At 54.0% G+C, this 23,381-nt stretch carries 8 protein-coding genes; 2 read left to right on the top strand and 6 right to left on the bottom strand.

What is annotated here, in order from left to right:
- Nucleotides 1-62: 62 nt before the first annotated feature.
- The 6 genes from CRP01_RS07215 to CRP01_RS42745 form a co-directional block, all read right to left on the bottom strand.
- Nucleotides 63-1,151 (bottom strand): LptF/LptG family permease, encoded by a 1,089-nt coding sequence (locus CRP01_RS07215; protein ID WP_099149345.1) that lies wholly within the window; start codon nt 1,149-1,151, stop codon nt 63-65.
- A 90-nt stretch (nt 1,152-1,241) separates the two neighbouring features.
- The gene (locus CRP01_RS07210; RefSeq protein WP_099149344.1) at nt 1,242-2,504 is read right to left on the bottom strand and encodes an N-acetylmuramoyl-L-alanine amidase; all 1,263 of its coding nucleotides are present in this window, start codon (nt 2,502-2,504) and stop codon (nt 1,242-1,244) included.
- A 57-nt stretch (nt 2,505-2,561) separates the two neighbouring features.
- Nucleotides 2,562-3,131: an aspartyl/asparaginyl beta-hydroxylase domain-containing protein gene (locus CRP01_RS07205; RefSeq protein ID WP_099149343.1), complete on the bottom strand. Its 570-nt coding sequence runs from the start codon at nt 3,129-3,131 to the stop codon at nt 2,562-2,564.
- Between the two features lie 159 nt (nt 3,132-3,290).
- Nucleotides 3,291-4,307, bottom strand: coding sequence for a PorP/SprF family type IX secretion system membrane protein (locus CRP01_RS07200; protein WP_099149342.1), 1,017 nt, complete (start codon nt 4,305-4,307; stop codon nt 3,291-3,293).
- Between the two features lie 69 nt (nt 4,308-4,376).
- Nucleotides 4,377-6,914 (bottom strand): T9SS type B sorting domain-containing protein, encoded by a 2,538-nt coding sequence (locus tag CRP01_RS07195; protein WP_099149341.1) that lies wholly within the window; start codon nt 6,912-6,914, stop codon nt 4,377-4,379.
- A gap of 23 nt (nt 6,915-6,937) precedes the next feature.
- Nucleotides 6,938-17,719: a Kazal-type serine protease inhibitor domain-containing protein gene (locus tag CRP01_RS42745; protein ID WP_099149340.1), complete on the bottom strand. Its 10,782-nt coding sequence runs from the start codon at nt 17,717-17,719 to the stop codon at nt 6,938-6,940.
- A gap of 610 nt (nt 17,720-18,329) precedes the next feature.
- On the opposite strand from CRP01_RS42745, the gene CRP01_RS07185 reads away from it, so the two are divergent.
- Entirely contained in the window at nt 18,330-21,491 is a 3,162-nt protein-coding gene (locus tag CRP01_RS07185; RefSeq protein ID WP_099149339.1) for a SusC/RagA family TonB-linked outer membrane protein, read from the top strand.
- A gap of 84 nt (nt 21,492-21,575) precedes the next feature.
- Nucleotides 21,576-23,114 carry a RagB/SusD family nutrient uptake outer membrane protein gene (locus CRP01_RS07180; protein ID WP_099149338.1) on the top strand — a complete coding sequence of 513 codons (1,539 nt, stop codon included), beginning with the start codon at nt 21,576-21,578 and terminating at the stop codon, nt 23,112-23,114.
- Nucleotides 23,115-23,381 lie beyond the last annotated feature (267 nt).

Below are 23,381 nucleotides of genomic sequence, written 5' to 3'. Positions count from 1 at the left end.
ATACCTCCGGTCTGCTTAATCTTTCGTTAACGGCTTTGACTTTTAAAAGGACTTTCGACAGATTATTTCTGCGCCCGGGACATCAGCCAGATCGCAATGGCGGCAAAAATGATGTTCGGCAGCCAGATCCCCATAATGGGCGGAATGGACTGCCCCGTGGCAAACACGATCGAGAAACGGGAAATGAATATAAAGATGGCTCCCAGGCCGATACCGAGAGCCAGGTGAAGCCCGATCCCACCCCGCACTTTCCGGGCGGCGATGGATACTCCGATAAAGGTGAGGATGAAAGCGGTGAACGGATCGGCCGATCGTCGGTAGAGTTCGATCTCGTATTTGGTCGTATTGCCGATGCCGCGTCCTTTCTGCTTATCGATATACTCCCGCAACTGGCCGGTGGTGAGCATTGATTGCTGCTCTTCGTAATCCACAAAGTCGTCCGGCATCAGATTAAAGGTGGTATCGATCTGATCGCCCCGGCCGACGACAAGGTCTTCTTCCAGGCCATTAAAGGTGCGGATCTCGTAATTGCGCAATCGCCATTTGTCGGGTGGCCCGACCCATTCGGCGGTCGTTGCTTTGATGAATTTGATGAGTTGGTGGTCCTGGTACTGTTCCAGGCGGAAATTGCGGGCCGTGCTGTCCCGTTTCCGGTAAAAGTTGATATAGATCTTGGTATCCGGCGCGACGAACATGTGCACATCGCGGGTCTTCCCTTTGTCTTTGTCCTTATCCAGATAGGTATACTGGATATCGAGCCGCTTCTTATTGCCCAGCGGAATGAAGTAATGGTTGCCGATGAGGGATAAGAAGGCGATGAAAGCCGCGGAAAGCAGGTACGGACGCATGAACCGGCGAAAGCTGACCCCGGCATTAAGAATGGAAATGATCTCCGAATTGTAGGCCATCCGCGAGGTGAAGAAGATCACGGAGATCAGCGTAAACAGCGGCCACAGCAATCCGTCGATAAAAATGATGAAACTGGGATAATAGTCCAGTACAATCTCCTTGGTGGTGATCGGTTCTTCGATAAATTTCTCCACCTTCTCACTGTAGTCGATCACTACGGAGATCATCGTAAAGATGAGGACCACAAAAAAGAAGGTCGACAGAAATTTCTTAATGATATACCGATCAAGGATTTTCAGCATGCCGGATTACTGCATTCAATTTTTGCAAAAGTAAGGGTTCTGCGGTTTTTTTGGTCATGCTTAAGCTTTTATTAACCGATGCTGCCCCGATCAACGGAAGATGTTCACCTTTTTTACGCCGACCAGACGGCCCTCCGATTGAAGCGATAGAAAATAAGTCCCGTTCGGAACATCGGTATGGAAGTCCCACTGCCGGTCTGCGGTGGAAGACACTGTAGCGTTCACCCGTTGCCCGAGCAGGTCGTACAGAACCGCCTCCAGTTCAAACGGACCGGATTCCGGAAGCAGGATCTGGAAATCACCCGGACTGGGGTTGGGATAGACCCGGAAATCCAGCAGCGTATTCCGGTCGTTCACGGCGGTAGTCTGGTCTTCCGTCAGCGTCGTGCGGATATCGGGAAGTTGCGGATAGAAGAGATCGCCGGGGCAGGCTGTAGCGCAGCCGTCCCGGTGGCCGATGACCGTCGGCAGTGTTTTTTGGGAAGAGGAGTGGTAGACATTCGTCAGTGGATCAATATCGTTTTCACAGGCTTTCCAGGCCAGTAATTTTTTCAGGGAGCTCAGCGCTTCCGGTTGCGGGCTTTGTTTGGTAAAGTCCCCCAGCATGCAGATGCCGATCGTACCCGTATTGGTCCCGCAAAAATGGGCACCGATGGCATCGTTACTGCGGCCGGTATAGATATTCCCTGCGGGATCGATCAGCCAGTTGTAGCCAATATCCGACCAGCCCCGTCCGTTGACGTGGTAATCCCAGATCGAACGCACTACCGCGGGCCAGTCGCTCGACTGATTGGTGCCGGCGGAATGGTGCACAACCAGATGCGTAGCCGTGGCGTAGGCCGGATTGGGATGCTCGGCACAGTTGCCGGCAGGGCACCAGTCGGAGCGACGGATGTATTCCGGGGTCAGATCCGAACAGGAGCGGCCGCTGCCTCCGGTGTAGGGAACGGGTGCCCGCTCCGTAGCCCGGGGATTATAAAAGTGGCAGGCAATACGACGGATCCTGCTTTCGGTACTGCCGTTCCCGATCTGGAAGAAACGCATTTCGGCCCCGGTAGATCCCAAAATACTCAAGGGAAGTTCCGGACTGTGTTCGTCCCGGGGCATCAAATGCCATTCACTCCAGCTTTGACCATCTTCGGAAAAACGAATGCTCAATGCGGCTTCGGGGCCTTCCCATTGCAGGAAATAGGACAGGAAGGGAGTCGCCTCCGCCAGGGGGATCTCGTAAACCGGCGATTGCCAGCGGCCGTTTTCCTCGGCCGGGAAAAGCTCCACTACCGCCCGGTCGGACTGGGCCCAAAGTGGGAAATACAGGAAGCAGATGAATAAAGCTGGTAAAAGGTTTTTCATCGGGGGATGTATTGATTAGAATTTAGCCCTATAACGCAGCCCAACGGAGTTGTAGTGTTACCGTGCGGGACTCATTATCGTCCGGAGCCAGTCATTCACCTGCATATCCAGCACCAGATGAATACGATCGGGACCGGGATTATACACCCGGTGGGGATCGGATAGCCGTAGGTACCAGCATTCGCCGGCCTGCATCTGTACCCGTTTATCGTTGAGGTAAAATTCAACCAGCGGATTGGTGTGTACCGGAATATGGATCCGGGCATTACCCTGATCGTAGTCAAGATCGTGGTCGCAATGTTCCTTGATGCGGGAGCCCGTCGTCAGCTTCATAAGGCGTACGGCCTGTAACGGGCATTGGAAATAGCGGAGTACTTCCCGGAAATAAGGACAATGATCCAGAAACGGAGTGTCGGCATATTCGGTGACCGTAGGATTGGAATAGATCATCATCACCGGATGCTCGGCGCCTTTGGGGCCCCGCAGCGGTATAACGCTCCAGGATCCTTCATAATTCTGGCTGACGAAGTGATCGGTCCAGTCTTTGCGCTGCTGCTCCAGCTGTTGCAGATCCTGCTGCAGCCGTTGTTGGTCAAATTGGATCGGGAGTTGTAATCGATCCTGCATGGATGAAACTTAGATTAATCGATCTGAATACTTTCGACATACAGCCTGACGGTCCACAGCTAGGTATGGGGTCAGGCTATAAGTACCGGGAAGATCGTTCAAATTATTCGGTATTTCGGTACCCGATCGTAAATTAATGAGTTCTCCGAATCCTCCTGCTTACATCTCAAACTGATAGGCCAGATAGAATTCAAACCCCATGCCCCGGAATTTCCCGAACTGTCCCACATTAAAAGTGCCGGCGGTACCGATGCGCATGGTACCGTCACGGGTGAAATCATTGTTTAGGATCACTCCGGCCTGAAGCCCGATGGTTTGGGTAGTCGAATAATTCAGGCCGGCCCAGAACGCTTCCTGCTGTTCCAGTTTGAAGTTCAGGTTGGCTTCTACAATATTCGGTGCGCTGTAATTGACCCAGGCGGAAGGCTGGATGTAGATATCGCCGTTGACGATGCGTGTACCCAGAATGACATTACCGTGCAGGGCGCGCATGAGGTTGGACGATCCGCCGAAATCATCGAGGATCACGCTCAGGGGTAATACCTGGTTGATCGCCAGCCCTCCGAAGAAGAAAGTGCGTTCAAATTCATCCTTGCTGTAGCTGGTATAAAAAACACCGAATCCTAAATTCGGAGAGATCTTATTGTTTTCACCGGCCGGCAGTACGGCGTCATCCGGGTCGTTGGTTACGATCTCCAGGGCATTGACGTAGATGTGGCTCAGCGTGGCGTTGAGTCCCAGCGAAAGTTGCCGCCCGCCCCGGCGACGGTCGAGCTGCATGCGGTAAGCGTAGGCAAAACTGGCGGAGTTCATCGTGACCGGACTGGCGTTATCGTGGACAAAATATCCTCCCAGGCTCATGTTCTCCCGTTCAAACGGGTATTGTACCTGCAGCGTAGCCGTCCGTGGGGCATCCTGAAAGCCCAGCCACTCCTGGCGGTAATTGACGCCCATTTCCCAGTAATCCCAGGGAGCGGTCATCGCCGGATTCCAGATGAAACTGTTTTCGGAAAAGGGACTGCGTTGACTGAGCTGCTGCCCGGAAAGGGAAAATGCGGACACCAGGCTGATCAGTAACACCAGGGAAATGTGCCTATCACTCGTAAAGGAGCGTCCGGAGAAAAATGAACTCGGGCCGGGGTGAGCCTGAAATATGGAAGGTTGAGGTTTTTGCATGCTATTTGTTTTTATCGAGCCCAAAGGGGTTTCTAAATGCACGGCAGGCCGGAGCCTTTACCGGCAATGCTAGCGAAGTATCGTCAGTTTTTGTTTGATCTCTCCCGAACGGAAGGATAGCAGGTAATAGTAAGTACCCGCCGGGAGTTGCTGACCGTTATACGTCCCGTCAAAGCGTTCGTCATCACTCTGGTAATTGACCTTTTGGTAAATGACATTGCCCCAGCGATTAAAGACTTTCAGACTATTCTGCCCGAACTTGCTGATATTGGGGAAATACAATACATCGTTTTTTTCGTCGCCATTGGGTGTGATCATATTGACCGCTGTAATGGCACCCTCGGGATCGTTAGCTACCAGTACCAGCACTGAATCCCGGACCACGCATCCCTGAAAATCCGTAATGGCCACCAAGTAGGTTGTCGAATCCTCCGGGCTGGCGGTAGGCATGGGACTGGTCGGATCACTAACGGGATAGCGGTTACTTTCCCAGAAGTAGCTCACCCCACCAAAGGCCATGAGTTGGGCTTCCGTGCCGGGGCCGATGCAGGTGTCCGGTCCGGCCATAGCCATGGTCTGATAAACATAGACTTCCAGATCGACGGTATCCGATCCGCAGGCGCTGGATCCAATGACGCGGTAGCCCGCCGTAGTGTCCGGACTGGCCATCGGATTAGCAATGTCCAGTGCACTCAGACTGTTGGACGTATCGGTCCAGACGTAACTTTCGGCACCGGAAACCAGCAGTTCTATACTTTCACCCGGGCAGAGATCGAGAAAATCATTTTCAACCAACAACTGCACCTCTTCTCCGGCAGTGACGGCAATCGCATCGGAGGTTTCACAGCCATTTGCATTGGTCACGGTAAGCGCATACGTGCCCGGTTCGCTCACCACGATATTGGCCGCCGTGGATCCGGTAGACCAGTTATAAGTGGAGAAGGAACCGGCGCTCAGCGAAAGGGTTTCTCCGGCACATAACTGAGTGTCCGGACCGAGGTCCAGGTTTATAGGCTCCCCTTCCGAACGGATCACCACTACATCCGACGCTTCACAGCCACCGGCATTGGTTACGGTGAGGCCGTAAGTGCCGGGCTCGCTCACTACCAGAGTTTGACTGCTGGCACCAGTAGACCAATTGTACGTCACGTAGGCGCCGGCGGAAAGGGTGACCGACTGACCCGGACAGATCTCCAGATCGGGACCGAGATCCGGTGGAGTGATCTCCCCCCCGGTTTGCACCTGGATGCTCCCGGTACCTTCGCAACCCGAAGAATTGGTAACCGTCAGCCGGTAGGTGCCCGGTTCGCCTACCTGGATGACCTGCGTCGTTTCTCCGGTAGACCACAAATAGCTATTATAGGTGCCGCCGTCGAGCGTGGCCATTTCGCCCGGGCAGAGCGCCACGGCAGGTCCGAGATCTACCTCCGGCAGATCATCCGGAAACTGTACCAGGATCTCATCGGAACCCTGGCAGCCCTGTTGGTCGGTGACCGTCACACTATAAGTGCCCGGGTTGCTCAGAGCAATAACGGGACTGGTGGACCCGGTAGACCAGTTATAAGTTTCATAGGTTCCCGGGGTGAGGGTAGTCGTTTCGCCCGGACAGATGACCCGGGTGGAGCCGAGGTCTACATCCGGTGGAGTAGGGCCGGCAATGGAAAAACTGGAACTGGTGGTACACCCGTTGGCATCGGTAATGATGAGCGCGTAAGCTCCGGGATTCAACTCTTCCAGCTGACTTAGATCGCCCGGACCGTTACCGATATCGTAGGTGATGGGAGCCATACCGCCGGTTAGGCTGAGCGAGGCGCTGCCCAGTCCCGAAATACAGCTGGCCGACTGCGTTTCCAGGCTGGTGACCGTGATCGCTTCGGGTTCGGTGATCTCAATGGCGGATTCGTAGAGGGGATTATCATCCGTATCACTGATGCGTAGATTGTAGGTGCCGGGGCCCAGATCGGTGATGGTCGTTTCGGAACTGGTAAAATCGGGGCCGGTCCAGCTTACCGAAAATTCATCATCGTAAGTGATGTTTAGTTCGATCTGGCCGTCCGCCGCTCCGGCACAGCTTACATTGGTTGGGATCTCCGCTACACTGATCCCGGAAGGATTGGCTAACTTCACGAGTCCGTGTTCCGGGTTGAATTCGACTTCAATGAACTCTCCGGGGTTTTCGCCCGCGCGGTGGATCTGGATTTGCAGGGGGCTATCCACAAAACTTACGGGAGTGCTATCGCCTTCAGCGCCGCGGGCCAGGAATTGCAGATAGGTGATCACGGTGCCATCCGGTAAGGTTTGACCCATACCTTCCACATCAAACCAGGATACCCTGAGCACTCCGGAGCCGGCCTGGAAGTCTCCAACGGCTACATTATCCAACTGGCCTTTCTCCGTATCCTGGTAAACGATCACGGTCGTATCCCAGCTAATGGAAAATTGCATACTCACGATCTCATCGAATCCGCGACAACTCATCGGCAGATTGATAGTACTTCCGGGGGCGACGGTAGTATCCGGCATACTGAGTGTAAGGGTCTGGGCCTGCGTATTGGAAAAGGGAGCCCAAACTATTGCAGTCAGCAATATTAAAACAAAGTTTCTCATAGAGATGAACAGCTTTTCATCGGTTATTTTACTACGATCATTGAACGGGTAGCCGTATGGGGCCCGGCTTTTAAAGTGTAATAAAATACACCTCCCTGCAATGGATCGAGGGGTAATGTCAAATAATTGGTACCGGCAGCAAAATCGCCCGCACGGCGGTCGATAATACGGCCGAAGTTATCGTGCAGGATCAGTTCACCGGAATACGCCTGGGGTAGATCAAAGCGGATCCGGGTCTGTTTCCTGGCGGGGTTGGGCACGTTCTGGTACAAGCGGAAGTCGGATACTTCCGGAATTACTTCCTCTCCGGTCCAGTCCAGCCGTATCTTATAACGCTCTCCGTTCTGGTTATGCGCCTCCGCCCGCACGGGCAGCTCTTTTACGGCAAACAGTTCCCGCAGATCAGCAATATCCCGCAGCGCTTCGAAGCGGATGGTAAACAGCGCATCGTCCGTTTTCGCATCGACCCCCATTCCCCGCTGGCTGAACCAACTGATCGCGAGTTGTCCTTTCTCTGCCAGCTGGGTACCGGCAACCGCACTGGCCAGGTCCGACAGTGCTGCTTTCTCGAATCCGCTGAATCGCAGCGCCTGTTGGTCAAAGTCGAGACTAAACTGATAGCTGACGATATCGGCAAAGCCGGCACTGGTCACGCGTAGTTCCAGACTTTCACCGGCCCGGATCGATTGGTTCTCCGCCAGCAGATCGAGATAGACCGGATTGCGTATTTCTATTTCCGGTTCGCTCTTCAGCGCTTCCGGATTGGCTTGTCCCAGGATGTCACCTACTTTAACGCCTACAAAATTGGCAATGCTGTCTCCCTGCAGGTTCAGGGTCTTTTCGTCCAGATACGGGAAGACGTTGTAAGCGTCAAAATCCGTAGGCATCGGATTATCCTCCGAAATAAATACCCAGGAGGGGCAGTAATTGAAATCATCGGTAGCGCCCACGATCAACTGCTGGATGATGAAAAGGTCCAGCGTTGTAAAAGATCCGTTGCAGTTGGCATCACCGGCAATGATCTGATAGGGCGAGGACACCTGCTCCGGCTCCATACCCAGGATAAATCGCTGTCCGATAAACAGCGCGTAGGTAGAAAGCCCGTTGAACGGGAAATTATTTTTTCCGGCCCGTACCGTATAGGATTGATTAAGGTCCAGGTCCGGCAGGCGGTAATTACCACTCGCATCCGTATTGGTGGTGGTATTGATATCCGGTCCGGTGAGCGCAATTTCCGAATTGGGAATGGGCGCTCCCCAATAGGTGGATACTTTACCAGCAATACTGCCGAATTCGGCGACAGTAACTGATCCCTTGAGGGTGAAATGAGGAACGGTTACGGCCAGGCCGTTATCGATACTGCCTACTTCCAGAGACATCGGATCGTTTACCAGACGAATGAAGGTCCGGGTGCCCGGAGCTCCACTGATCTGGAGGTCGATGTAAAACAGGATATCACCATCCAGCAGCGTAACGCCTTCCTGATCATTTTGATAGAAGGTGAAGCTTTGACTCTGACTAATGTATTGCGGGGAGATCACGCCCGGTGACAGACCGGTGATCTGAGCCACTCCGTTATTCTCAAGGGCAATACTGCCCTCCAGCGAAATAAGCTGCTCCAGATTGTTAACCGTCACGGGAACCTGTACGCTTCCACCCACGGAGCCGACGCGCTCGCCGACATTCAGCAGGACTACGTCATCCGGGATGCTTACCGTAATGTTCGTGCAGTACTCATCGGCTCCACAGCCGTTCGTGACCGTCAGACAGACCTGATAGGTGCCCGGGTCGCAGAATTCGTGCACCGGATCGGCTTCCGTGCTGCTTTCGCCGTCGCCGAAATCCCAGGCGTACGCTCCGGTAGAGGCACTGTGATCAAAGGTGACGGTGAGATTATCCTCCGTATGGTTGAAAAAAGCATCAGGACTGCCGGATACATTGTTGAGGCTGGCGGTAGTGGAACGACTACAGCCGTTGACGTCACTCACCACAATGGTATAATCTCCTTCTTCCAGATCGGGGATGGTATAATTTCCGCGGCCGGCTACGGCACTACCCGTACTGGCCCCGCTCCACTGGATCGTGAAGTTGGGGAAATCCCCGTCGATATTCAGCGTAATGGATCCCTTGGTATCACAGGAGGGGTTCACTACCGAACTGCTGAGTGAAACGGTATTGATGTGGGTCACGAGTTGCACCTGTTCCTGCGTCGTACAGCCGGTCGCATCCGTAACATCTATGGTATAAAGACCTCCGGGTAGATCGGCGATCAGATAATTATCCGCAGTAGTGGCCGACCCCTGAGCATTTACACTGTTCCATTCGATGGTGTAACCGGGCTGTCCGCCGTTGATGGCCACCTGAATGGCACCCGGCTGATCGCAGGCTCCGGTTTGCGTCGTGAGGTTTACGATCACGTTGTTCGCCGTATTTTCGATGTCCACCATTCTGGTGAAGGAGCAGCCTTTGGAGTCCGTTATCTTCACTTCGTAGGTGCCGGTGATCAGGTTGGCGATATTGTAATTATTACCGTTGACGACCTGGGAACCACTGCGGGGCCCGGTCCAGTCCAGCGTGAAGGGCGGCTGCCCATTGTAATCGACATCGATACGGCCCAACTTTCCGCAGCCTCCCTGTATACCCGTGATCGCTGCATCGATCTCCGAAGTATTGACGATCTCAACCTGGGCGTTTTTCACGCAGCCGTTCTGATCCGACACGGTCAGAGCGTAAGTGCCGCCGGGTAATTCGTCGATGGTGAAGCTCGATTCGGAAGTATTCGCACTGCCCGAAACCGGTCCGTCCCATTCAATAGCGTAATCGGGAGCCCCCGCCGTAATATCCACGGTAATGGCCCCGTCCGTGCCGCAAAGGCCATCCTGGCCGCTGGTTTCAATTTGCAGATTACCGTCGTTCCCCTGCAGGTTGACGGTTTCTTTGTATTCACAGCCCCGTCCGTCGATGACCGTTACTTCGTAACTTCCGGCGATCAATCCGTTGATGCGATAGGAGGTGTTAGACGTATTTACCGTACCGTTGAGGGGCGGTGGCCCCGCCCAGCTTATGGAATAACCCGGCGAGCCGGCGCTGATGTTTACACTGATAAATGCCGGGGCATTGCAGGTGGCATCGCCACCGGTTACGGTCGCTTCCAGCGGTGCGGAAGAAGGTTGTAACTCGACGGACCTGCTAACGACACAGTTGTTGATATCTTCCATCCGGACCACATAATTGCCGGGAGGCAGATCGGTAATGAAATATTCCTGCTCGTTAGTGGAAGCGGAGCCGTTTACCGGTCCCGTCCAGCTCAGGTCATAGCCAGGTTCTCCACCGTTGATGGTGACCCGGATCTGCCCCATTGCTCCGCAGGTGCCGGCATCCGCACGCAGCCGCAGGATGTTGAGTGGTTGTTCGACTACTTCTATGGTACCGATTGCCATACAGCCGTTTTGATCGGTAACACTGATGGTATAATCTCCTTCGTCGAGATCCTCGATGGTAAAGCGATTAACGGGAGTGGCCCCGGTACCGGTTTCCGGTCCATTCCATCTTACCGTATAACCAGCTTCGCCACCGCTGATATTGACCCGGATATTGTGTAGCTGACCGCATTGATTGGTAGCCAGTTCCAGTAGAATATCCAGTTCACCCTGAGTGGTGATCACTTCTACTTCTCTGGTACTGGAGCAACCGTTGGCATCCGTTACCATCACCGTATAGGTACCGTCCGGTAGATCCGGGATCATGTAATTCGTATTGTTGGTAGTCGCGGAACCATTTACCGGGCCCTGCCAGCTAATATCGAAACCGGATGTACCCTGACTGATGGCCAGCTCGATCTGGCCGCTGCCGCAGGCCACATTGCTCGGTGTGGCGGAGAAGTCCAGTTTTCCGGTATCGGTCAGGACGATATTCTCTTCCACTACACAGCCGAAATCATCCGTAACGGAAATCAGGTAATTACCCGCCGGCAGGTCCGTTATGGCAAATTCCTTCACTCCGGTATTACTGACGCCGTTAACCGGGCCCTGCCAACGGACCATGTAATTAGGTCGTCCGTTGTTGATGCTTACATTAATGCGGCCCGCCTGGTCGCAGATGGGATCCAGCCCCCGGAGGGTAACTGCCAGATCCCCACTTTCACCGGCAATAATGGTGGTAATTGTACCCGAACAACCGTTCTGATCGATCGCAGAGATCTGATAGGTGCCGGCCGTCAGGTCCGGAATATTGAGATTACCGTCGGCATCCGTTTCGCCCGCTCCGGAAACCGGGCCTTCCCAGGAAACCTGGTACGCGCCCATCCCTCCGTTAACATCGATCTGAATGGCTCCGGGTTCCTCACAAATAGCGTTCTGGGATGTCGCTGAAATTACGAGCATTCCACCGGTACTGACGATGGTTACATTGTCTTCAGCCGTACAGCCACGGGCATCCGTAACGGATACCTGATACGCGCCGGCCGGCAGGTCGGCAATGTCATACGTTGCTTCGCTGGTATTGGCCGAGCCATTTTCCGGTCCGGACCACCTGATGGCATAGTCTGCCGCTCCCTCCGTCATCACGACGCGGATAGCACCGTTCTGGCCGCAGCTGCCGTCAGTTCCGGTCAGGGAAATATTTAATTCCGACTGGTTCTCAATAGTAACTTCCGCGCTTTGCGTACAGCCGTTCTGATCGGTGACGCTAAGCTGATAGGTGCCGCTGGGTAGGTCATTAATATTGAAACTCGACGCAGTAGTCGCGTCACTACCCGAAACCGGTCCGGTCCAGGTAATGGCAAATTCGGGGCTGCCTTCGAGCACGTTCACGGTGATACTACCGTTAGCTCCACAGAGGCCGTTCTCACCGATAGCTTCGATCTCCAGGTTATTGTTGTTCGCTTCCAGCGTCACCGATTCGGTGTGTTGGCATCCGCGGGCATCGATGATGGTTACTTCATAATTTCCCGGGATCAGATCCGCGATCTGGTAGGACGCGTTGGTCGTGGTCACGGAACCGTTGGCGGCTTGCGGACCGGTCCAACTGATGGAGTAACCGGGAGAACCGGCGGCAATGCTGATGGTAATAAAGGCCGGATCGGTACAGGTTTCATTCGTACCGGAAACCGTTGCTTCCAGCGCGGTGGAGGATTGCAGGTTTACCGTTCTACTGGCGGTACAGCCGTTGTTATCCACCGTCGTTACCTCGTATTCTCCGGGAGGAAGATCGGTGATGAAGTATTCCTGATCCCCGGTAGTTACCGAACCGTTCGCGGGGCCGGACCAGCTGATGGCAAAGTCGGGTACGCCTCCGTTCATAGTAACGCGGATCTGGCCCAGTTCACCGCAGGTGCCCGGCTCGGCGCGTAATCGCAGCACATCGAGCGGCTCTTCGGTAACGGCAATGGAGGCGGTGGCCATACAGCCATTTTGATCCGTGACCACTACTTCGTAAGTGCCTTCGGGCAGTTCTTCAATGATCAATACATCGGTCGGGCTGGCTTCGGAACCATTTTCCGGACCCGTCCAGTCTACGGTATAAGCGGCGGCTCCGCCGCTGATGTTGACCTGGATATGGTGTAACTGACCGCATTCATTGGGCGCCAGTTCGAGGGTCATTTCCAGATCACTCTGGTCGTTATTCAGCTCAATTATTTCCGTTTCGGAACAGCCGTTCGCATCGGTAACCACCACGGTATAAGAACCGGAAGGCAGGGCATCGATAATGACGGTTTGCTCACTGCTGGTCGTAATCCCCGAGATGGGCCCTTCCCAGTTAACCGTGTAATCCGGACTGCCATCCGTGATCTGCACTTCGATAGCCCCCAACTGCCCACAAATACCGGGCTGAGCGCTCAGGCTCAGCAGTTCGATAGGCGTGACCGGCACATTGATGGCGTCCTCCACCGTACAGCCATTCGCATCGGTGATCGTGATCTGATAATCGCCGGGCGGAAGTTCCGGAATGGTCAGGCTGCTGTTGCTGCTGTTTCGGGTTCCGTTCTGTGGCCCGGTCCAGTCGATCACAAAATCCGCCACTCCTCCGGAAATGATCACCTCAATGATGTTCTGCTGTCCGCATTCATTCTCATTCAGTCCGGTTGTCACCCCGAGGTCGGTAGTGCCGTTGATGAGTTCAATGGTGGTCAGATCCGTACAACCGTTATCATCCGTCAGTTGAATGTTATAGGTGCCGCTCGGCAGATCGGGAATATTAAAGAAGTTGTTACTCAGTACGCGGGAACCGTTGCTTGGTCCGTTCCACTGGACGGTGAAATCGGGAGCTCCACCGGTGATGCTGATGCCGATCGATCCGTTCTCACCGCAGCTACCCGGTTGCGGGCTGGCCGTGATACCGGGCTGACTGCCGGAAAAAATAGTCACCTCCATAGCGTCATTACAGCCGTTGAGGTCGGTAACGGACACATCGTAGGTGCCGTCTGGCAGATTTGGAATGACGTAGTTGGCATTATTGGTGGTGATGGACCCGTTAATGGGACCCTCCCAACTAATTTCAAAGGCAGGCGTTCCGTCGCTGATCGCCAGTTGGATCTGGCCGAAGCCACAGGCCGCATTCGCCGCATTGGCGATCAGGCTCAGTTCACCCGTAGCGGTAAGCGTAATATTGTCTACGGCCTCGCAACCAAACTGATCGGCAACGGTCACTTTATAGGTGCCCGCCGGCAGATCCACGATCGCGAACTCGGACGCTCCGGTAGAGCTGACTCCGTTCACCGGTCCTTCCCAGCTGACGCTGTAATCCGGACTGCCGTTGGTAATGCTGACATTAATACGTCCCGGTGTGGTACAGATCGGATCCTGGGCGCTCAGGCTGATGCCTACATTCCCACTATCGGCCTCGACTACTACCGTTGCGGTCCCCGTACAGCCGTTCTGGTCAGTTGCGGAGATCTGGTAGGTGCCGGCCAGGAGGTCCGAAATAAGCAGGTCGCCGTCGGCATTGGTTTCGTCTGCTCCGGAATCGGGTCCTTCCCAGCTGATCTGGTAGGGCGCCGCACCATCGGTCACATTGATGCTGATGGAACCGGGCTGGTCACAGGTAGCGGTTTGGGGCGTAGCGTTAATGCCCAATACCCCTTCGGCATTCTCGATGGTCATGCTTCCCGAATCGGTACAGCCCCGTGCATCCGTGACGGAAACCTGGTAGGTGCCCGATGCGAGTCCGGTGATATCGTATTCTTTTTCGCTGCTATTGGCCGAGCCGCTGGTGGGGCCGGTCCAGCTGATGATGTAATTGGCCTGGCCCGTGGTCATATTGACCCGGATGGCTCCGTCCTGGCCGCAGTCTCCGTTCAAACCGGTAAGGTCAACGTTGAGAGCGGGGGCAATATTGACGAAAGCAGATTCTTCGTCCTGACAATTATTGTTATCGGAAATGATCAGTTCGTAGAGCCCATCCGGCAAATTCGGAATGGTATACGATTTGGCGTTGATCTGGGTTTGGCCGCTGACCGGTCCGGACCAGTTGATCGTGTAGGGCACCATCCCGTTATTGATCGTTATTGAAAGCGAGCCGTTCTGTCCGCAGGTGCCGTCGTTGGGCTGGACGGTGGTGGAAAGATTTTCACCGGTATTATTCACTTCCGCCACATCAAAACCGGTACACTGATTGGCATCCTCCACGTCGATCTGATAATCGCCGCTGGGCAGGTTCTGGATCAGGTAATTTTCGGAAGAAGTCGTAATGGAACCATTCGCAGCTCCGGACCAGCTAATGAGGTAATCTCCCGTACCGTTGGTGATCTGGACGAGGATCTCTCCCGGGCGGCCGCAGATCCCGTTCATAACGCTGGTAGTCACTTCCAGATTGATGTCTCCGATCGTAAAATTACTGGTGTGAGAACAGCCATTAGCATCCTGCACGGTAATACTATAGGTACCGCCGGGCAGTTTGGTGACTTTGAAGGCGCTGCTCTGCTCCTGCGCATTGCCGCTGACCGGACCGGCTATCTGAATACTGTAGGGGCCCGATCCGTTCTGGGTCATCACCTGGATGTATCCCAGCTCTCCACAACCCGCGGGGAAAGGCGTTACAGAAAAAGTGAAATTGCTTTGGGCTTCCTGAACGGTGGCTTTTTTGGATACCGAACAGCCCCTGGCGTCCAGGATATACAGGTCGTAGGCCCCGGGGTCGAGTTCGTTAATGACGAAGTTGGGGGTATTGTACAGTAGTTCCGCATTTTCGGGGCCGGAAAGGAATACCCGATACGGGGCTTCGCCGCCCTGCATGGTAACGGATAAACCACCGGGTTCGTCGCAAATGGCATTATAGGGAACCACCTGGGCGTTCAGCGTGCCGGTAGAGTTGATCGTCACGGTTTCTTCTACTTCGCAGCCTTTCGCATCGATCTTTCTGATCTGATAGGTGCCGGATGGCAGGTAGTAAATAGCGCAGGTATTACTGGAAGTAGAAAAACTGCCCGAAACGGGACCGGAATAATAGACGATATAACTCGGAGTGCCGCCGGAGGAAGTGATCTCGATCGTTCCGGTATTGGTGGCACAGTTACTGGGCGTGGTGGTTATGCTGGTGAATTCCAGCTCACAGGTATTTTCACAATCCACCTGCAGGGTATAATCACTGGTCGCTCCGTTGTAGCCGTCCACTACCACGTAATAAGTACCCGGTTCGAGATAGGTAGAAATAATTTCGTTGGAGGTACCGGGATTCTGACTGTACTGCATACATTCCCCCCGATCACAATCCCGCAGCAGGAAGAGCTCTAGATTGGCGGAAAGCCCGGAAAGCTGAATGTCAACATTCCCGGCAGTCGTGGTGGTAAAGTAGTGTACCACCTCCGGACCGTTGTTCTCAACATTATATACATTGGGGCCGCAGGTATAGAGCGATACATCGTCTTCCCCGAGACTGTTGTTGTATTTAAAAGGCGTGCCGCAATCCAGCTCGAAAGCGTCGCCGCAATAGAGGTAACCGCAGTTGACTTCCAGGCGGAAGCGACCTTCAACGTCCGCAAACTGGGCATCCACTACAATGTAATAAGTCCCCAGCGGAGCGTCCTCCAGGACAATCCCTTCATTATTTGATTTTTTATTGTTCGTAGTACTGGCGCCGAGGCAAACCACCTCATCACAGGTGCCTTTGAGCAGGAAAAGGTCCAGATCGATATTGGGGGTCAGGATCTCCAAACCGATCTGCAGGTCGCCGGCTGTTTTTTTGTCGAAAACGTATACCCGGTCGGGGCCGAGGAAGGATTGTGGCAAACAGTTGGGGTAATTCGTGATCTGATTACCGTATCCAACCGTAGTTTCCTGGGCCAGGAAATCACCACACTGGATCGGCGTGGCTTCTTCACACCAGTCGGAACTCTGACCGCAGGGGCCCGGCGTATAGTCGATCACCCCGGAAGCTTCGGCGATGCAGGCGTTCGTGTACGTAATTCCGTTACAGCCGCAGACCGGCTCGTATTCATATTCGCAGATGGGATCCGGTTCCATGACCTCGGGATCAATACAGATCTCGTCACAAACACCGGGAGTATAAAAGGCAATGCCGCTGGCTTCGGCCATACAGGCATTGTCGTAGGTGATGCCGTTGCAACCGCAAACCGGATCTATCTCGGCCGGACAGTCAACGGTGATCTCGCCCGTATTCTCGTTCACACTGGTCCCGCTGCTCTGAACGACCAGAATGGGATCGTAGCAACTGCGATCATCCGGACCTGTGGCACAGGGGCCGGACGTATAACTGGTGACCCCGGCGGCTTCGGCAAGGCAGGGGTTGGAGTAGGTAATATTGTTACAACCGCAAACCGGATCAATGGTAGTCGTTTCACATTCGGAGTCCGGCCGCATAATGCCTGGATCGATACAATCGCTGTAGCAAACGCCCTGTGTATATTCCGTGATGCCGGCCGCTTCGGCGTAGCAACTGTTGATGTAGGTTTTCCCGTCGCTGCCGCAAACGGGATCTACCACTTTGGGGCAACTACTGGCCTGATCGTCATCGGAGATAACGATGATCACGTTCGGATCGTAGAACACTGGAATGATCTCCATTTCCGAATTGATCATCTGGACGAGGTCTACTTCCAGATTAAGTGCGCCGGGCAAGGTGATGTCGATATTTCCCCGGAGGATCAGGGAAATATGCCCCAGCAGGCCGTGACCGTCAACCCCTTCCTGGTTGGTCCGGGTGACGGCGATCTCGACCGTTCCGCTGCTCACTTCATTATGGAAGAAAGAATAACTTGACGCATTGGCCGGATCGTACCAGCCTCCGTCATTCGGTGTATAGGTAACTGCTCCCGGCCGGATGATATCGCGATTGTATTTCAACTGGAAAGTAATGCCGTAGAAATCAACGGCGGGAATATCCTCGGTACCCAGCCAAACCTCCAGTTCGATGCGGGCACCCGTTCCGTAGGTTTCCTTATCGGCAATGAACTGTAGTTGCGGGGAGTTCTCCTCATCGCCCACCGGGCAATAATCCGGTTGTACAATGCCATGGGTGAGACCGAAATGATTGGTAATCGGTCCGCGTACATCTTCCAGGTCGATCAGGCCGCTACCGTCGCAGTCGCCGTAGGAAAAATTCGTTTCTCCGGGGAAATTTTCGCTCCAGGGCAAAGAGAGGTTGAGGAAGGTCCAGACAGAACCGTCATCCAGACGGCCCGGCCCGGTAGCGCCGTTCGCATAACCCCACCGGAGTACATCTTTACCGTTTACAATGCCATTATCGTTGATATCACCCGGCCAGAGAAAGAGCTGAGCGGAGATGGTTGAAACGGAAAAAAGGAAAATACCTGTTAGAAAAAAACAAAGAAGCGTAGACGTTTTCCTCATAATAATTTCTCATTAGTTTTGGGTTGTGTCGACTGTCTGGTCACTTTTCAGACGTTGACATCTCAAAAAGTAATCCCTCCTTGACACATTTTTACAGTACCAGGTGTGTTGAATTCTAATAGAGGGCTCTCTGATCTACGTGCCAGCTGAGCTGGAGTATTTGTTAGTTTGAAAGGGAGTATTACTCTGCAGGGAAAGAGTAGTTCAGACGTAAAAAAGTATTAGGTCTTAATTATGATTTGATAGCTACTATGAATTTCAGGTAGTAAAGTTAAAAAATTATGGGGCCGCAAACCAGCCTGAGCGTGCCATATTTTTAATCTTAATACTAATAATGTTAAAATCTTACAATCTTGGAGAAAATTCAGCCGTTAAGGAATTGCACGGATCGGGCCTTTGATCGCTCGTGCTATCGGGTAGCGGGCAATTTTCCTGGCTTGATTTTTGCAGTAGTTTTTTGGGCCTTCGGTTGATGGGATGCTCCTGCGGTCTACCCGGGTAGTTTCGCCGGCTTGCCGTCAATTGTACCGCCCGCGAATTTTTGCGCATTGAAACTCCAGGAAGTAACAAGCCGTGAGGCCTGGCTTCCCCTTTACAACCAAATTACCGAATGATCAAACAGTTACTCCTAGTACTGCTAGTTGCTTTTATTACCCCGCTTTCCGCCCAGCAAATTATCCAGGGGCGGGTCACCGACGCCGCCACCGGCGAACCTCTCGTAGGGGTCAATATCCAAATTAAAGATACCAATTACGGCGCCGTTACCGATCTGGACGGCAATTACGAACTCCGCATTCCCGGCTCGGGAGGTCAGTTCTTTTCCCGCAAGGCATCGCCACCGGTGCTGGTCTTTACCTATACCGGTTTCGAGACCCAGGAAATAGATTCGAAAGACCGGGACCGCGTCAATGTGGAACTGACCACAACCGCTTCCGAACTCCAGGAGGTGGTGATCACCGGCACGGCTACCGGAAGGTCGCCTAAACTGATGAGCTATTCTGTGGGGCGCATCGCCGGGCCCGCTATCGGCCGGGTGCCGGCGGACAACCTGGGGAGTAGCTTACAGGCGCGAATACCGGGCCTGCGGGTATCCCGACCCGGCGGGCAACCGGGGCAGGAGGTCTATTATCAGATCCGTTCGGCCAATTCCATTGCCAACGGGCAGCAACCGCTCGTCATCCTGGACGGAATATTCCTGAGTGAAGGCTCGCTGGCGGATATTCCGGTGCAGGACATTGACCGCATTGAAGTATTAAAAGGTTCCGCGGGGGCTTCCCTCTACGGTTCCCAGGCGGCCAACGGGGTGATCCAGATCTTTACCAAAAGGGGAAAGGACCTGGAAGTAGGTAAAACCAAAGTGACCTACCGCAATGAAACCGGTTTTTCGGAGGTAGTTGATCAATATCCGGTCAATACCCTGACCCAGCGGGAGATCATCGACAGCGGTGAACCTCAGCCCATTTTGGGGAATCCCAACGAGGGGCAGTTGTTCAGCCAGGAATTACCCAATCTGCAAAACTACCAGGAGGACTTCCTGTTTCAACGTGGTGTCCGGCAATCCCACGCTTTGATCGTAGAGGGTAAAACCAACGCTACGAACTTTCTCGCTTCTTACCAGCGGCTGCAGGATAAAGGCGTTTTACAGGGCCTGGACGGCTACACGCGCAATGCATTGCGACTGAACCTGGACCATCAGGTGAGCAATAAGTTCAGCGTATACCTCAGCTCGGCCTATACGCAGTCCGAACAGGACCTGATCGAACCGGTGGCCAACGGGCCGAACAATTTTTTATCCTCGACCCTCCTCATGACGCCCATGTTCACCCTCGATGCCCCGAACGAAGAGGACGGAACGGCCTTCGACTGGGATATCGATAATACCGGCGCCAATATTACCAACCCACTTTATACGCGTGAAAATATCAGCAATCGCCTGGGCCGGAATCGTCTGCTCGGGCAGGCCGGCGTGAGCTATTACCCGAAGGAATGGTTGAATATCTCCTACGCGGCGGCTCTGGACCGGTCGGTACGAAACTTCGAACAATACCTGGAAAAAGGATACCTGAGCACCACCCTTCCCGATGGATTTGGTACCCTGGCTACGGCTAATGTGCAGGGCAGCAACGGCGGCGGTATTCTCCAGCGGGATCAGGTGGATCAAACTTTTATTTCTCGCTTGAACGTAAGTGCCCAACGCGGCTGGGGTGGATTTAATCTGGCTACCCGGCTGGGCTTTTTGTACGAGGATATTACCCAGGAGATCCGGGAGGGCAAAGGCGAAGACCTGGCCGTCCGGAACTTGAATTCTCTGGACAATGCGCGTTCGAATATTACGATCAGTTCGGCGGCACAGGAGATCGTTGCCTACAGCGGATTTCTGGTCGCGGATGTTGATTACAAAGAAAAATACCTGTTTAGTGGATTGCTGCGTCGGGAGGGGTCTTCTCTTTTTGGCCCGGAAAACCGCTGGGCGAATTATTACCGGGTTAGCGGAGCCTACCGGATCACCCAGGACCTTAAGATCAAACCTTTCCAGGAGTTGAAGTTGCGGGCATCCATGGGTACGGCGGGTATCCGGCCTACCTACGAGCAACGCTTCGAGGCTTTTAGCCTGGTGAACGGAGAGCTGACCAAAAATACGCTGGGCAACGAGTTGCTGAAACCGGCCCAGTCTACCGAGCAGGAGATCGGTCTGGATGCCACCATCGGCCGCTCGCTTCGTCTGGAGTTCAACTTCTCCCGGATCAATACCGACGATCAGATCCTGTTGGTGCCGTTGACGGCCGCAGCGGGTTTCCGGGGACAGTGGCGCAATGCCGGCAGCCTGGAGGCGAAAGTGTACGAAGGCGGACTAAATATTGATTTTGCCCGTCTGTTCCGGTTCAAGGGCACCGCTATGCGCTGGGAACTCTTTACAACTTTCAGTCGGGTACAGCAGACGGTAACCAGTCTCGACGTGCCGGCCTATTATACCGGACCGGGAGCGCAACAGGCATCACTTTTCGTTATTGAAGAGGGCCGCACCCTGGGCCTGATGGAAGGGGAGATCTTTGCGACCAGCCTGGAACAGCTTCAGGGGCAGGAAGGGATCAACCCGGCGGATTTTATGATCAATGATCTGGGCTATGTGGTGCGAACCGATCAGCTAGGAACGGCGCAGGAAGCGCCCTACAAACTGCGTGATGCCGGTGGTAACCCCATCGTAGATGTGATCGGAGATATCAATCCTGATTTCCGCATGGGCTTTGCCCATACGCTGGCTTTTCGCAGTCTGGAACTGTATACGCTGTTTGACTGGAAGAAGGGTGGCGATATTTACAATGCGACCAAACAGTGGTTGTACAAGGACCTGCGGCACGCGGAAGTAGGCGATAATCCAAATATCAGCGCCAATTTTTACGGCAGCAACGGGCTGTACAACGCGCTGGTGGCCAATAATCATTTCGTTGAGGACGGCAGCTTTTTTATGCTGCGCGAAGCTGCTTTGACGCTGATGATCCGGCAGCAGTCGCTGGGCGGTCTGTTCAAGAAATTCGATCACATTCGTCTGAGCCTGATCGGCCGGAATATTTTCACCAAAACTGATTATTCGGGTTTCCATCCGGATGTGAGCAGCGTGCCGCGCAGCGAGAGTTTGCTATCGACCAGCGCACCCGACGCCCGGGGCAGCGACCTGACTACGCCCAACGGGGATCCCAGTCTGTTCCTCGTCGACAGTTTTAATTATCCCTTGCCCCGCAGTTTCACGTTTAGCGTGCAGTTCGGTTTTTAATTTTTCTATGCTAAATCGCCGTTACCATCAATATAGAGCGGCCGGACAACCACAGAAATTCAAAAATTTTGACATTCGATTATTATGAAAATAAACTTTTACCCAGCATATATCCTGTTCCTCATTTTTTCGCTCACTTCCTGCAAAGAGCTGGATACCGTAAACTTAAATAATCCCGATCGCCAAACGGTCCTGACTACCGGAGGAGACCTGATCGCCGCCCTGGAAGGCGGCTACATCAACTGGTGGCAGGGCGTGCACGGCGATCATCCGGCGCTGGCATTATCCGTTGCCGGCGATGCCTACGGTATGTCCTGGGCGGATTTTGGCGCCCAGCGAATGGGCATGGAACCCCGAACCGCTTACAACAACCGCACAACCGAAGAAAGTGATTACCGTCAGGTCGTACAGGAGCCCTGGTTTGGCTGCCTTTCGGCCGTAGCTACGGCTAATGATATTCTGGCCGCTCTGGATCGTGGCGTTTCCATCGACCGGGACGGACCGCAGGATCAGGGGGTGCGGGCGGCAGCTTATTTCCTGCGCGGTGTCAGCTGGGGCTACCTCGGGCTCATTTTTGACGAGGGCCTCCTGGTCGATGAGTACACCGATCTGGAACAGGAACTGAACTTTGTACCTTATCCGGAAATGATCGCCGCCTCGGTGGCCGAACTGGAGCTGGGCATTCAGACCGCTACGCCGCTGGGCGAAGATTTTGTGCACAATTATTTCAACGAAGTGCGACTGAATACGGATGAGTTCGTGCAACTGAGCCACGCTTACGCCGCCCGTTTTCTGACGCAATGGCCCCGCACTCCGGAAGAAAATGAAACGGTGAACTGGCAGGCCGTACTGGATCACGCCGAAAAGGGACTGACCTACAATTTCGCCCCCGAGGCCGACGGTGAATCCTGGCAGAGTTACCACCAATGGGTCTTTGCGGAAACCGGGCAGGGGCCGTTCTGGGCCCGGGTGGATCAGCGACTGGTTGCGGCCATGGATCCCAGTCAGCCCAGCCGCTATCCGGAAACGGCAGCTAAAGGCGAAGCTCCCCTGGGCAAAACCGAAGCCCAATCCAATGATCAGCGCCTCAAGACGGACTTTGTCTATCTTCCAAAAAATAACTTCCCGGTAGATCGTGGCGAATGGCACTACTCTCATTACAAGCACAACCGGAACCTGACCGATCCGGATTTCGCGGGCGACGGGTCCAGTACCGGTCCCATGCCGGCTTTCCGGGAAGCCGATAACGAGCTCCTGCGCATTGAAGCCCTGCTGGAACTGGGGCAGAAATCACAAGCTATTTCCGCCCTGAATGCCGGTACCCGGAAAACCCGGGGACAGTTGCCGAACCTCCCCTCACAGGCGGGAGAACAGGAAGTACGGCAAGCCATTCTGTACGAAAGAGCTATCGAATTACTGAGTACCGGTCCGGCCAGTCTGTGGCTCGATCGCCGCCGGATGATGTCCCGCGAAGACTACCTGGAGGTGACGCCACTGGGCGGTTTGCAGACGGGCACGCCCGCGCAGTTGCCGGTTCCGGCCGAAGAATTACGGATCCAGGGTGAAATGCCCTATAATTTTGGCGGCCCCAACGATCCGGAAGGGATCGTCGCCGTATTTTAGGCTGACTGTTGGGAGGTAGACTATATTTCATCTGAATCAGGGGTTAAACTTGAAATCAATGTGCCTTTAGGCCTACGGGACTTTTAACTCCTGATTCGCATATTTCATCTACCTTCCAACTGGCCAAACTTCCTATCCTCCAGGCTCCCGAATAATTTCTCCAAGAATTCGGAACCTTTGTCGCTGATCTCAGTACTATACTGACGTAAAATTGATTTGGATTTCCCAGACCATTTTGAGCGCAGCATTTACAGTCTGAAACACTTC

Source organism: Flavilitoribacter nigricans DSM 23189 = NBRC 102662 (assembly GCF_002646595.1).
Taxonomy (GTDB): domain Bacteria; phylum Bacteroidota; class Bacteroidia; order Chitinophagales; family Saprospiraceae; genus Flavilitoribacter; species Flavilitoribacter nigricans.
Note: the sequence above shows the minus strand (reverse complement) of the source record. Positions and strands in the feature narration are given on the sequence as shown.